The 14816-nt window shown below is 28.7% G+C and carries 10 protein-coding genes and 1 other annotated feature; of the genes, 7 read left to right on the top strand and 3 right to left on the bottom strand.

The window, feature by feature from the left end; translation table 11 throughout:
• Positions 1-10 precede the first annotated feature (10 nt).
• Positions 11-1984, bottom strand: coding sequence for a class I tRNA ligase family protein (locus CLFE_RS17975; RefSeq protein WP_077834108.1), 1974 nt, complete (start codon positions 1982-1984; stop codon positions 11-13).
• A 27-nt stretch (positions 1985-2011) separates the two neighbouring features.
• Positions 2012-2261 (bottom strand) — a binding site (T-box leader).
• A 197-nt stretch (positions 2262-2458) separates the two neighbouring features.
• Between CLFE_RS17975 and CLFE_RS17970 the strand changes: the two genes are divergently transcribed.
• On the top strand, positions 2459-3235 hold the full coding sequence (locus CLFE_RS17970) for a class I SAM-dependent methyltransferase (protein WP_077894348.1): 777 nt from the start codon (positions 2459-2461) through the stop codon (positions 3233-3235).
• Between the two features lie 39 nt (positions 3236-3274).
• Here CLFE_RS17970 and CLFE_RS17965 read toward each other — a convergent pair whose 3' ends face one another.
• A complete protein-coding gene (locus CLFE_RS17965; RefSeq protein WP_077894349.1) occupies positions 3275-4636 on the bottom strand; it encodes a DUF4317 domain-containing protein in 1362 nt (453 codons plus the stop codon).
• Between the two features lie 169 nt (positions 4637-4805).
• Between CLFE_RS17965 and CLFE_RS17960 the strand changes: the two genes are divergently transcribed.
• From CLFE_RS17960 to pelG, 6 genes are all read left to right on the top strand, one after another.
• The gene (locus tag CLFE_RS17960; RefSeq protein ID WP_077853426.1) at positions 4806-5957 is read left to right on the top strand and encodes an AI-2E family transporter; all 1152 of its coding nucleotides are present in this window, start codon (positions 4806-4808) and stop codon (positions 5955-5957) included.
• 196 nt (positions 5958-6153) lie between these two features.
• Positions 6154-8343 carry an NAD-dependent epimerase/dehydratase family protein gene (locus CLFE_RS17955; protein WP_077894350.1) on the top strand — a complete coding sequence of 730 codons (2190 nt, stop codon included), beginning with the start codon at positions 6154-6156 and terminating at the stop codon, positions 8341-8343.
• A 1-nt stretch (position 8344) separates the two neighbouring features.
• On the top strand, positions 8345-9250 hold the full coding sequence (locus tag CLFE_RS17950) for a hypothetical protein (protein ID WP_077894351.1): 906 nt from the start codon (positions 8345-8347) through the stop codon (positions 9248-9250).
• Positions 9240-11042 carry a DUF2194 domain-containing protein gene (locus tag CLFE_RS17945; RefSeq protein WP_077894352.1) on the top strand — a complete coding sequence of 601 codons (1803 nt, stop codon included), beginning with the start codon at positions 9240-9242 and terminating at the stop codon, positions 11040-11042. The genes CLFE_RS17950 and CLFE_RS17945 overlap by 11 nt, the downstream gene beginning before the upstream one ends.
• Before the next feature lie 10 nt (positions 11043-11052).
• Positions 11053-12468 (top strand): GT4 family glycosyltransferase PelF, encoded by a 1416-nt coding sequence (gene pelF / locus CLFE_RS17940; protein WP_077853429.1) that lies wholly within the window; start codon positions 11053-11055, stop codon positions 12466-12468.
• A complete protein-coding gene (gene pelG, locus CLFE_RS17935) occupies positions 12468-13898 on the top strand; it encodes an exopolysaccharide Pel transporter PelG (RefSeq protein ID WP_077894353.1) in 1431 nt (476 codons plus the stop codon). Before pelF ends, pelG begins: the two co-directional genes overlap by 1 nt.
• A 4-nt stretch (positions 13899-13902) precedes the next feature.
• Here the strand turns inward: pelG and CLFE_RS17930 are convergent, their stop codons facing one another.
• Positions 13903-14739: an endo alpha-1,4 polygalactosaminidase gene (locus CLFE_RS17930; RefSeq protein ID WP_077894354.1), complete on the bottom strand. Its 837-nt coding sequence runs from the start codon at positions 14737-14739 to the stop codon at positions 13903-13905.
• Positions 14740-14816 lie beyond the last annotated feature (77 nt).

The following is a 14816-nucleotide window of genomic DNA, read 5'->3' as shown; positions in this document are numbered from 1 at the left end:
TCATTAAAGACTAATTAAATTGATTTTCATGTTTTGCAAAAAAATCTACTCTTGGTTCTAAGAACTTTAATTTATGATCGGAGTTGAAATTATTGTAGTTTTCTATTGGATCAAATATAGTATCCCAGTTCCAAAGCTCTTCACCAATATTTAAATAATCAGCGAACATTTCACAGCCTTTTGGAGCTATCGGATGAAGCAATATGGCTATTACCTTACAAGCATAAAAACAATCTACTAAAGTTTGTTTTTTCAAAGCTTCATCATCATTATCATTTGCGCTGCGGCTTTTGCTAGACCAGTATTTATTTACTTCTCTTATTAATTCATCCATCACATATGCAATTCTATGGAAGTCATGATTATACATATGCTTTTCGTATTCAAGAACTTTTTTCTCTATTAAATCCTTAATATGGTCACTTACAGTTCCTACTAAAAGTTTTCCATCAAAATAACTTTGAGCAGAATAGAAACAAGAACGTATTAATCTATTGTATACATTAGTTAATAAATTACCATCCTTAAGAACCATGTCAACTCCAACTCTATCTTCTTCTTTCATGAATACTTGTGGTTTAAATCCTGTACTTTTGTTAGAAAGACCAAGACCAAGAAAGTGCATTCTTAGTTGTTCGGCAGTATAGTAGTTAAGAAGTTCATCTGCCATAGGTGGCTTAATTGCAGAACTGCTACTAGCTTTTGTATCCATAAATAAAATATGGCGATTTGGTATTATATGAGGTAAATTGATTTTTGTATCACCTTTGGCTAGAGCCTGAAACATTCCCATTTCAGCAATTGAGTAGAAATATATATTATCTTCTCCAATAAATTGATAAACTAATGCTTCATCATCACACCACCATTTAGTCCAAGCATCTTTATCTTTACCTATTGATTCTAAGTATGCTTTAGTAAATGAAATAGGAGCCCATAAGGATTCTGGCCATACCCAAAAAGTTAAATTCTTTAAATCTTCTTTTTCAGGAACTTTTACTCCCCATTCAACATTACCTGATAATCTAAATGGAACTAAAGTTTTACCTGCAGTATAAAAAATACCTAAACCTTCTAAGGCTTTTCTTGCTTCATCTCTTACTTCAAGTGATTCGAATTCAAAAGTTACAGATTTTTTCTTTTCATCATCTATTGTTGTGTGCTTTGGCAATTTTGATTCTAAATCTGCTAAATCTGAAAAATACTTTCTTGGTACATGAAGCATTGGTTTTTTCAAGAACTCATCAATTATATTCAGTTGATATTTACGAGTATTACTGTTTTTTCTTAGATAACTAACTCTTTCGGCGAGTTCATCTATGCAATCATCAAGAACAAAATACCAGTTTGTAACATCTCTAAAGGCTGGAGTTTTTCCTGATAATGCGGAGACAGGATGTAATAAGTCGCTTGGCATATATTGGTGTCCTAGTGAACATTCATCTGCATAGGCATGTTCTGAAGTACAACCTGCAATTGGACATTTTCCAAGTACCTGACGTCCGTTTAAGAAAACGCCAAATTCTTCGTCATAAAATTGGGGAGTAGAAATCTTTTTTATGTAGCCCATTTTATAAAGTTCTTCAAAAATTTCAGTAGAGACTTCTTGATGAATTTCTCCACATCTTCCTAGAGCAGAAGTTCCAAAAAGATTTGGACTAATATCATATTTATCTAAAGTTTCCTTCTGACTATTGTGATTTTTTGTTACATAATCTTCAATAGTTCCTTGAAAACCTTCTTCTTTAAGTTTTTTGTAGCTTTCTAAAATTGGCGAACCGTAACAATCTGTTCCAGAAACGAAGATTACGTTTTCTTTTCCAATTCTATCTCTTAAAAATCTTGCATAAACGTCAGCGTGAACAAACATACCTCCAACATGCCCAAAGTGAAGATTTTTATTACCATAAGGCATACCAGCAGTAACTACTGCTTTTTTTGGAAAGGTAGGACGTTCTCCTGGCATTAATCTTTTCGAAATCATAAAAACACCCCTTGAAATAATAATATTCCAAGGGGCGATTAAAATCGCGGTACCACCCTAATTCACTTTTACGTCACCATAAAAGCCTCAGTAAGTACATTAAATACTCTAAAAAGTCTAATAACGCAGACAAACGACATAGTATCATACTTAAAAAGCAAAGCAATCCAATATGTAGCTCCAAGACTTGCTTCATTTTAAAGAAGTTATCTGCTTACACCAACGCAGACTCTCTGAAAACTATCGATAAAATTACTCTTCTCTTCACAGCTTTTATATAAATGCAGTATATCATATATGATATTTATTGTAAATAAGTTTGGTATTTAGATAGTTTATGTCTTTCTCATTGATTTATGAATTGAATAATATTAAAATTAATAAGTAAATGAAAACAGAAATCAAATTTTATTTATATACATTATTAAACTATAAATTTGAACTAATTTTTTAATAGATGGAGAAGATAAAAGTATGTCAATGGAATTAGAAAAATACTACAATAAGTTTTGTGAAGATAAAAGATTAACAAGAAGGCATGGACAAGTTGAATACATTACCTCAATGAAATATATACATAAATATTTAAAGGATAAGAATGATGCAAAAATTTTAGATGTAGGTGCGGGGACAGGTAGATATTCTGTAGAGCTTTCAAACGAAGGTTATGATGTTACAGCAGTTGAACTTGTGAAGCATAATTTAGGAGTTTTAAAATCTAAGAAGAGTGCTGTAAAAGCCTATCAAGGAACAGCATTAGATTTATCAAGATTTTCAGATAATACTTTCGATATGACTTTAGTGTTTGGACCAATGTATCATTTATATACTTTTGAGGATAAAGTTAAGGCATTAGAAGAGGCGAAAAGAGTAACAAAAGTAAATGGAGTTATATTAGTAGCTTATTGTATGAATGAATATAGCATAATAACTTATGGATTTAAAGAAAACAATATTCGTCAGTGTATACAGGATGGAAAGCTTAATGAGGATTTTCATGTTGTAGCTGAACCAAAGGATTTGTATGATTATGTAAGGCTTGAAGATATTAATAGTCTAAAAGATGAAGTGAAATTAAAAAGAATAAAAATAATCGCTGCAGATGGACCAGCAGACTATATGAGACCTGTTCTAAATGCCATGGACGAAGAGACCTTTAAGATTTTTATCAAGTATCATTTATCAACTTGTGAAAGACAGGAGCTACTTGGAGCAAGTGCGCATACAGTAGACATTCTTAGAAAAGAGTAATTAAAACTAGAGCTCGTCCACAAAAACGAGCTCTTATCATTAAAGTGAAGTATCTACACCATTAACATTAGCTTGTTCATTATCTTCTATTGGTATAACAATGCATTTTTTACCGTCAATGATTTGCGATTTTATTTCCGGTACTTTTTCAGGTTTTACTTGAAGTACTATATCATAATTTGAAGAAGCTTTAGTATCGATATCAGTGTTAGTATCAATATCAGTTTCAGAAGGCGTTTCAATTTCTAGTTCAATATTATTTTCTTGTCCTAAAGATGCAGTAGTATCAGTTTCTAAAGCTGCCTCTTCTGAATCCTTTATTGTCTCTTTATTTGTTTGGTCAAGTCTTTCCTCTAACATTTGAACCTTTTCTTCAAGTCTTCTTTCTTTTTTTCGTTGTTCGTTTACTTTTAGTGCTTTTTTATCTATTAAATTTTCTACTACAGGTGGTGTATCAGAAAATTCTTCTTCATAAGATTTCTGTATTTTTTCAGTAATCTCTTCAGAGAGTCCGCTTTCAACTAAAATATCTTGAATATTGTCTTTAGTTAAAATTACAGGTTCAGCATCATCACCGTTAATAGTAGAATTATCATCTATGACGTTACTGAGAGTTTCTTGAATATCCATAAATAAAAGCTCTGATTTCTTATCATCGCTGCCAATAGCCTTACGAATAATAGTATTGAATTTTTCCTTCTCTTGAGTAGCACTTTGTTTAGAAGAGCAGCCTAAAGCTCCCTCCATTAATTCAGGGTGAGTATCTTTGGCATTTTTAGTGTAGTACATAATAGAGTGTATATCACTACTTCTGTCTGTAAAGGCTGGAAATACAAATCCAACATCAGGAGGTCCAACAATCCAGTCACGATTTCGCGCTCCAATTCTATTTTCATCCTCAAGATATCCAAGTGCTGCTTTTGAAAGAGATACTGGACATACTGCACATAATATATATTCGTATATTTCTTCAGACTCATCTAATTTTGCATTATCTGTAGTTTTTGTCATAACATTATAAGCATCATGAAAAATAAGTATTAAAAAATTACCAGCATAATCATAGCTATCTATAATTAAGTTATAAAAGCTATCAAGTAGTCCATCATCTTTTAATGCACTTTTTTTAAGACCTAAAAGAGAAAGCTGTCTATTATTATCAGCTTCTTCTGTAAGAGGAAATTCAAGCTCCAAAAGGTTATTTCCTACTGTACCTGATAAGGTTTTTTTTGCTATTTCTAAGTATTTGAAAAATTCTTCATCCTGTAGATTTAGAAAAGTTTCTTTAAGTTTTAATACAATATTTTTTTGAGCGTCTACGTAACAACCGCACATTCTGGTAAAGGTACACTCATCCTTTTTAAAACGTCTTTTTAATTCTAATATCTCTTTTTTATTCATATTCAAACCCCACATTCATGAGAATATATTACTTAATATAGTATAGTGTTCAATGGAAAGCTCTGCAAGTACATATGTTTAATTTTTTTATTATTGGTTTAGAACTTAAATAATGATATAGTTATTAGTATGATAAAAAATAATAGTTCAAAGGAGACGGAATACCATAGTGAAAATAGAGGAAAAAATTAAAAGCAAAGTTACTCTTTTAATATTTATAGCAATTTTGATGTATTTTCTGCTTAATTATGGAAGTGATTTCAAAGGAATAATAAATAGTGTGTACAGCATGTTTTTTCCATTCATATTAGGCGGCTGTATTGCATTTATTCTTAATATACCTGTTAGCTTTTTTTCAAGACTATTATTAAAGTGTAGGGCCAAGGGAATTGGAAAGATAATTAGAAAATATAACATAAGTATTAGTATATTGGTTTCATGTATTTTGATATTAGGTGTATTTGCACTTGTATTAGCTATAATTATACCGAATATCATTCAGACGGTACAAAAAATACCTAGTGCTTTTGACAATTCATCTACTGCATTTCAAAAATTCATTAATGAAAACAACTGGTTATCTAAGAATGTTATGAGTATAATAAACAGCATGAACATAGATTGGAATGGTATTTTAAATAAAATAAAGGTAATTGTTCTAAGGGGAGCTAGTTCAGTTCTTATGTCAAGCTTAGGAGCAGCAACAAGCTTTGCTAGTACAACTATAGAATTCATATTAGCATTTATATTCTCAATATACGTACTTGCGCAAAAGGAAAAGTTAGGGCTGCAAGTAAAAAAGATATTATATGCTTTTTTGAAAAAGAAAAGTGTAGATTCAATATTAGAGATGACGAAATTAACTAGTAGTACTTTTTCTAGTTTTATAACTGGTCAATGTACCGTGTCTGTAATATTGGGAGCAATATTTTTTATTGTGATGACTATTTTAAGATTACCATATGCTATTGAAGTTAGTATAATAATAGCTTTTTTCTCGGTTATACCTATGATAGGTTCAGTTATTGGCTTTGTTTTAAGTGTATTACTGCTATTACTGTTTAGTCCTATAAAAGCGGGTATTTTCATATTTGTTTTCATAGCAATTAAGCAATTAGAAGATAATTTAATCTATCCAAGAATTGTAGGAAACTCTGTAGGACTTCCAGCTATACTAGTATTAGTTGCAATAACCTTAGGAGGAAAGGTTTTTGGTGTTGCAGGGATGATTATGTCAATTCCTCTGTTTTCGGTAGCATATGTACTAATTCGCAGAGAGGTATATATTAGATTAGAAAAAAAATCTTTGAAGATAGAATAGGATAATTATTTGATTTTTATAATTAGACTATACATAACAATACAGTTAAGCTCTATATTCACCTAATGATAGGCGAATATAGAGTTTTTTTACATATAATAAATCAAATAATAAAGAAATTCTATATAAGCATTATATAATTTCTTTAAATGAACATACTAGAAGTATACTCTTTGCTCAAATTTAAGGAGGAATTATGAGGATACTAATAGTAGGAGGTTGTGGATTTATAGGTTCCTATGTTGCTGATAGGCTCTATAAAGAAGGTCATAAGATATACATAATAGATAACCTTTTAACAGGAAGCATGGAAAACGTAAAGGTTCCACACAAATTTTATGATTTATCTGTTGAAAGTAAGCGATGCGAGGAAATATTTAAATCAAATAAATTTGAGGCTGTTATTGATTTATCATCACAGATAGATATAAATTCATTTGCTAAGAAAGATTCTAATCAAGCAATATCGACTTTTCCAGGAGTTGTTAACTTACTTGAACTTTCAAGAAAATATGGTGTTAAAAGATTTATATTTGCGTCTTCGGCAGCGGTTTATGGAGATAGTAACAAAATTCCAACCTCAGAGGATGAGGAATTAAAACCTTTGTCTGTTTATGCAATAAATAAATATGTGGGTGAATACTATTGTCAAAAATGGTTTGATTTATATGGATTAAAAACAATATGTTTGAGATTTTCAAATGTATTTGGACCAAGGCAGAATGTAAAAGGTGAGAGTAGTGTAGTTGCAAATTTTATAACTAAAACATTAAAGGATGAAGAAATAGATGTATTCGGTGATGGTACGCAGACAAGGGATTTTATATATGTTGAAGATGCAGTTGATGCTATATATAGAGCATTAAAAAGTGAACACACAGGAGTTTTTAATATTTCTACTAATACGGAACATTCAATAAATGAATTGATTAATATTATAGAAGAAATTCAGCCTATAAAAAAGATAAATAATAAATCAAATCGTTCTGGAGATGTAGAAAAATCTTCACTTAATAATTCAAAGGCAAAAACACAATTGGGATTTAATGTAAAATATTCTTTCAAAGAGGGAATACAAAAAACTTATAAATGGTACAAAGAAAATTACAGCTTTGATGAATCAGTGAATTACACAACTAAAAATGAAGAATATGATAAAAAAAATTTATTTTTTAAAGCTTTGCCTTATATTGAAAATATTATTTTTATGTTAGTAATTGCTTTATTAGTGTTAGATATTTTTAAGATAAGTAATCCGTATTCAAGTAGTTTTGCACAGCTTTGTTATATATACATAATAGTTATGGCAATTATGTATGGAATGAGGCAAGCGGGAATAGCTATAATTTTTTCTTGTGCACTTTACTTTTATCTGCTAATAAATTCAGGTTATAGTGCGGTTACAATTTTATATGATCCATTAAATTTACCTCAGGTAATAAGCTATATTATTATTGGATTGGTTTCTGGATATGTTTCAGAAGTATATAAGAGAAAATTATATATGAATAAACTAGAAATAGATAAGCTTAATGAAAAATATAAATTTTTAGAGTTAATTTACAATGAAACAGTAGATATAAAAGAAGAGTTACAAGAACAAATTATAAGTTCAGAGAATAGCTTTGTAAATATTTATAATACAACAAAAACATTGGATAGTTTAGAGGTAAATGATATATATTTTGGAGCTATTAAGATAATTGATAAGCTTTTAGATACATCAAAATCATCAATATATATATTAAATAGGGATAGTAAATATCTTAGATTAAAAGCTAAATCTAGCAATGTAGATTTGAGGTTACCCTATTCTATTAGCTTAAACGAAACACAGGAAATAAAAAAGGCTATAGATAGTAAAAAGATTTTTGTTAATAAGGATCTAAAACCTAAATTGCCTACGATGGCAGCGCCTGTAATAATTAATGACAACGTAAAGGCTGTTATTTCCATATATGATGTTAAGTTTGAAAAATTAAATCTATATTATGAAAATTTATTTAAAGTTTTAGTAGACTTAATTTCAAATGCTATAGGAAAGGCATTAAAGTATGATGAAGTAGCTAGTAAAGATAAATATATACCTAATACAGAAATTTTAATTAGTAAGGAATTTAAAAAAGTATTGGCCGATAAAAATAGAGATTTAAAAACTTCAGACATAAACTTCACCCTTTTAAAGATAAGAAAAAATAATCTTTCTTATGAAGATATTTTTAATAAACTTTCGGTAAATATAAGGGATAATGATTCAGTTGGAATAGGAGAGGATAATTGTGTTTATGTAATATTATCAAATACAGATAAGTCTAAGTCACAGAAGGTATTAGGTAGAATTGCTGCCAGTGGATTAAATGCTGAAGTAATGGAGGATTTGAGTTAACATGTATAAATTATTGATAGTTCATCTTTTAATTTGTCTAATATTCTATATATACCTACGTAAAAATAAGAATTCTCTGGAAAAAGTTATATATAAGATTGTAATGGTTTTGCTCATTCCTATTTTTGGTTTTGCGTATTTTGGAATTATATATATTTTAGACAAAAGAAAATATAAAGATGAGAATGTGTTATCAGATTATGAGGAGTATATAAAAAATACCATATCTTCAGCAAACTTAAAAATTAATAATTTAAAAAAAGAAAGAAATTTGGTACCAATAAGTGAAGCTTTTATTTTAAACAGTAATAGTGTTAAAAGGGAACTAATAATTAATATAGTTAAATCCAATCCGTTAAAGCATATTGATATTTTAGAAAAAGCATTAGAAAACGAGGATACTGAAGTCTCACATTATGCAGCAAGTGCAATAACAGAATTAAAAAGTTATTTTATGGAAAATATTCAAAAAGAAACTGTAAAATATGAAAAAGATAAAGAGAATATAGAAGTTCTTATATCTTATTTAAATACTATTAAGCAGTATATAGATAGTGGATTTTTAGAAGGACGTCAATTAAAAAAATATGAACAACTATATTCAGATAAACTTGAGGAATTGTTAGCTAAGTACAAAGTAGAAGCTAGATATTTTATAGAGAAAATAAATTTGGATATTAAACTGGAGGATTTCAATTCAGCAAGAAGATATTGCAAAATTTTTTATGAGAATTATAAAGATGATGAAGAGCCATATATTATGTTTATGAAAATTTTTTATATACTTAGGGATCAGGTAAGTTTTAGTAGGGCACTAGATAATTTAATGAATTCAAATATACGATTTAGTAATGAGGCTTTGAATATGGTGAGATTTTGGATAGCAGGTGAGAAAAATGAACGTTAAAAGAAATATTAAAATCATAATTGCTTTAGTACTAGGCATAGCTGTATTTTTTCAAGTGGTACGTCTTAATTTTGTAATGAATTTTTTGGAAAATAACAATAATATCAAGAATAAAAACGTTTATAGTTCATCTAAAATACCTGCTAATGTTGAACAAGAGAAGTTTTTAATATTGTTCGATAAAACTGAACAAAACAGTAGTGATATAACCCAAAATATCAAAGAAGTTCTAAAATATATGAAAAAAAGGGTTGTAGTACAGGAAAGAAATGATATTCAAAATGTTGATGCATCCTATAGGGGAGTTGTTTTGACCTTTGAAAATATTGACGGCTTTAAAGGAATATCATCATTAATGGATTATGCTAAAAATGGTGGCTATGTACTATTTGCTGAAAGACCTATAATTGGTGATGTTTTGCCTAGTATATTAAGTCAAATTGGTGTGAAAAATGTATATGATATTGAAGCAGCTGAGGGAATTGAACTTACATCTAATGTTTTGATAAAAGGTAAGGGCAGTAATTTTAGTAAAAAAATATTGACAGATTCATCACTTAAAGTGGAACTAAAAGATACGTCACAGATGTTATTAGTTTCGGACAATAAAATTCCAATGTTATGGCAGACTAATTATGGAACTGGAAAAATAATGATGTATAATGGAACTATTTTAGCTAAAAAGAATGCTAGAGGAATTATAGCAGGTGCTATAGGAATGCTAATCCCAGATTATATTTATCCAGTTATAGATGCAAAATTAACTTACATAGATGATTTTCCGGCACCTATACCTGGTGGGACTAATAGTACTTTGTATAAGGAATATGGGATTAGTACAGCGGATTTTTATCGTAAGGTTTGGTGGCCCGATGTATTAAAGATTTCAAAACTCTATAATTTGAAGTATACAGGATTAATAATTGAAGATTATAATAATAGAACAACTCCACCATTTATAACAAAAACAAGCAATAGCAATGATTTTTTATTGTATGCCACAGAACTTTTAAAAAATAATGGTGAATTGGGTTTACATGGTTATAATCATCAATCTTTGGCACCTAAAAATTATATAAAGCAGCCCCTAGGATATAATTCTTGGGCAAATGAAAAGAATATGGAGAGATCAATTGAAGAGGCAATTAGGTATTCTAGCTCATTATTAAAAAAATATAAGCTTAGAGTTTATGTACCACCATCAAATATTTTAAGTCCTTTAGGAAGGAAGGCACTTTTAAAAGCTATGCCAGACCTTAAAATTATTTCTTCAGTATATAATGATGATTATTACAAGGATAGTTATGTTCAAGAATTTGAAATAAAAGATGGGATTTATGAGCTCCCTAGATTAACATCAGGGTATGAAGATAATGAAGAAAATATTTGGGCAGCTTATAATGGTATAACCTCTGTAGGAGTATTTTCACATTTTATTCATCCAGATGATGTCCTCGATATAAAAAGAAGTGGAGGTAAGGGTTGGCAAGAACTTTCTAAAGGATACGGTGATTTTATGAAAGATGTGTATAAAAAATTCACATGGTTATCTCCAGTAACAGCATCAGAAGGAGCTAATTTGTTGAAAAGTTATACCAAAATAGAACCTTTTATGAAATATAAATCAAACGCTATAGATGTGTATTGTAGAAATTTTCAAAAAGGAGATAAATTTATATTAAGAACTAATAAGAAAATTTATACTGATGATAACTGTGCAATTGAAAAAATAGATACTGGAACATATCTTGTAACTGCAAATAAAGATAAGTTTTCTATTAATTTTAAGTAGGTGATTATTTATGAAGATTTGTTTGATTTGTGAAGGCAGTTATCCTCATATTACAGGTGGAGTCTCTAGTTGGGTTCATATGCTTATAAGACAAATGCCAGAGCATCAATTTGTATTATACTGCATTGTTGCAGAGGAAAAGTTAAAAGGGAAGTATAAATATGAGCTGCCTAAAAATGTTGTAGAGGTAAAAGAAATATTTTTAGATTATATATTGAAACAAAAATCATCCTTGAGAAAAAGTTATGATATAAGTGAAAGGGAAGAAGCATCCATAAGAAATCTTATTATTGGAGGAAAGGTAGAGTTTAATTTTTTATATGATTTTTTGAGAAGTGAAAAATTAAAAAAAACAACTGATTTTTTTATGAGTAAGAACTTTTTTAATATAGTAGTTTCAGCTTATGAAGAGAAGTATCCAGACATACCCTTCAATGAATTTTTTTGGGGAGTTCGTGCTATGCTGCTTCCTCTATTCTATATTATAAGTAATGAGATGCCAAAAGCAGATTTGTATCATAGTGTATCTACAGGATATGCAGGAGCAGCAGGAAGTTTAGCTAGCATTTTATATAAAAAACCATTTATAATAACTGAACATGGAATATATACGAGGGAAAGAGAAGAAGAAATAATAAAATCAAAGTGGATAAAAAGCTACTTAAAGGATATGTGGATTGAGTTTTTCTATACGCTTTCAAGATGTTCTTATATTTCGGCTGATAAGGTTATAACTTTGTTTAATAAAAATAAAGAAATCGAAATTGAACTTGGATGTAATCCTAATAAGATTGGAATAGTTGAGAATGGAATATCAGTAGAAGACTTTTCTGATGTAGATACTGAAAAGGAAGATAAAAATATTATAAATATAGGTTCGGTTTTAAGAGTTGTACCGATAAAAGATATTAAAACAATGATTGAAAGTTTTGCAATTGTAGCTTATGAAATAAAAAATTGTAATTTCTATTTGATAGGTCCTATAGATGAAGACGAGGATTACTACAGAGAGTGTGTAGAACTTACACATGAATTAAAATTAGATAATGTGTTTTTTACAGGAAGAGTAAATGTAAAGGACTATATAGGTAAAATGGATATAATGGTTCTAAGCAGCATAAGTGAGGGTCAGCCACTTGCAATACTTGAAGGAATGGCATGTAAAAAGCCTTTTGTAACAACAAATGTAGGTAGTTGCAGTGAACTCATTTATGGATCAGATGATGGTTTTGGAAGTGCTGGAATTGTGGTTCCTGTTATGAATTACATGAAAATGGGAAATGCGCTTATAAAGTTGTGTAAAGATGAAGAATTAAGGTTAAAAATGGGGGAAAATGGATTTAAGAGAATTTCTAAAAGATATACACGTGAAAAGTTTATAAATGAATATAAAGCTATATATAAAGGCTATGAAAGGAGATTATAATGGCTGGAATAGGATTTCAATTAAAAAAATTATACAATCATAAAAGTATTTTTCTTGATTTTAGAACTTTAATGTATTCATCTGTAATAATAGTTGGACCACAGGTACTTTGCATAGCAGCAATTGCCTTTTTTCAAACCATTATGCTTTTGTCAAAGGTTTCTTTTGCTGATAGACGACTATTTTTAGCTTCTACCTTATATTGTTTTATATTTTCGCAAATCATAACAAGTGGATTTTCTATGATAGTTACAAGATATATATCAGACAAACTTTTTGCTAAGGAATATGGTAAAATCCTGCCTTCGTTATATGGCGTTATAACTATTTGTGTGTTTATAAGTGGTATTATAGGTGCACTATTTTTTTTAAGGTCACCTATTAATGCTTATACTAAATTTTTTACATATATTCTTTTTATAGAATTAGTAATAATGTGGTTGGAAACCTCGTATTTAAGTGCACTTAAGGATTATACAAAAATAGTAAAAAGCTTTTTAATAGGTCTTGTAACAGCTGCTATTATAGGAACTGTAATTTTGAAAGCAAGTAAAATAAATCCTATACAGATATCGCTTTTTTCTTTTGATATTGGAATATTTATAATAGTAACCTTGTTAATGTTTTATATAAGGATATTCTTTAAAAGCAATGAGGGTGAATATTTTGATTTTTTAAAATATATCGATAGATACTATTCATTATTTATAATATGTGTTTTTTATACTTTAGCTCTTTATATCCATAATTTTATTTTTTGGGGCGGAGATTTAAAAGAAGTAGTACTTCATACTTATACCTTTGCAACTGTATATGATGTGCCCACCTTTTATGCATTACTTACTACCTTTCCTGCTTCTATAATATTCTCAATATCACTTGAGACTTCGTTCTATGGAGAGTATAAAGAATATTATTCACAAATTATATTGGGAGGAAGTTTAAAAGATATAAAAAATGCTAGAGAGGATATGATTTTAGTACTATATCAAGAAATATTTAGACTAATGGAAATACAGCTCTTTTTTAGTATTGTTTTTCTGGCATTAGGACATTATTTACTTCCTTTTATTGGATTATCACAAATCTCAATAGATATATTTAAAATCTTAACGCTAGGGGCATATTGCTCTATAAGCATGTTTACAGTTATATTAATAGATTTATATTTTGAAAATAGAAAAGGTGCAGTTATATCTACTAGTACATTTTTAATTTTAAATACAATTTTTACTTTAGTAAGTTTGAAGTTAGGTCAAAATTATTATGGAGTAGGATATTTTTTAGCAGCTTTTATATCATTAATAGTTGCCTTAATTAATTTGAATGGTTTTTTAAATGATATAGACTATATAACCTTCTGTTCTCAACCTATAATCTATAAAGAGAAAACAGGGATTTTTACTGCAATAGTTAATAAATTATATTAAAGTATTAGTTTAAATTGATACTACTTGAAATATATACTTTAAAACCTAAATTACTGTAGTAGCTTTCAATAGTTTTATTTAAAGAATTATCTTTAGAATATTCTATTATATAAATGTCAATACCTTTAGCTTTTAAGGATTTTAGATAGTTAATATAAGCGTCTCTGTTACTTATAGAATTAATAGTGAATTTGTTGTTATTATTGAAGTCGATTGAAGTGTAGACACTTTCCATAGTAATACCACATACTAGACTTTTTATGGATATACCTTTATTTTCGGCGGCTTTAAAGAAATCAAATCCACCATTAGCTATAACAGGGAGACTATATTTAGCGTTTAATCCCTTTATTATGGATATTAAACCATTAAAAGTGTTATCATTTCTGTATTTTGAATATACATCTAAGTTATCTAAGAAGAAACCGTCAATATCTTTATGTTTTAATTCACTACCTAAGGTATTAACTGCATAATCAATCCAGAGAGGATTACTCACGTCTAACCATTTTTCGTCTGACCAATGTTCATAGTTGTCTAATGTCAAGTTCTTAAAATTGCTGTAGTAGGATCTAAAGGTTTCAAGTGAACCAATATTTAAGTAACTATAAACCTTTATTCCATGTTTGTGTAAAAAATCAATTTGTGACTTACTATAAAAGGAAGCATCAATTACAACTTCTTTATAAGAAAGTAATTTATTTATATCCTTTGATGGTAAACCAGTAAAAACTCCATATGACATAGTATTTCGATTTTCCTCCGACCTCTTTAAATTTGTTAGTGGGATTAAAATAATTGTTAAGAAAAGTATCAGGGCAATAATAATTTTTTTCTTCATTAGGTTCCCCCTAGTAGAATGAATACATTATGTATAATTGTTAAGAAAGATGATAATATTTTAATACTCTAAAGATA

The organism is Clostridium felsineum DSM 794, assembly GCF_002006355.2.
GTDB classification, from domain to species: Bacteria; Bacillota; Clostridia; order Clostridiales; family Clostridiaceae; genus Clostridium_S; species Clostridium_S felsineum.
The sequence above is the reverse complement of the archived record's forward strand: the minus strand, read 5'-3'. Positions and strand labels throughout refer to the sequence as shown.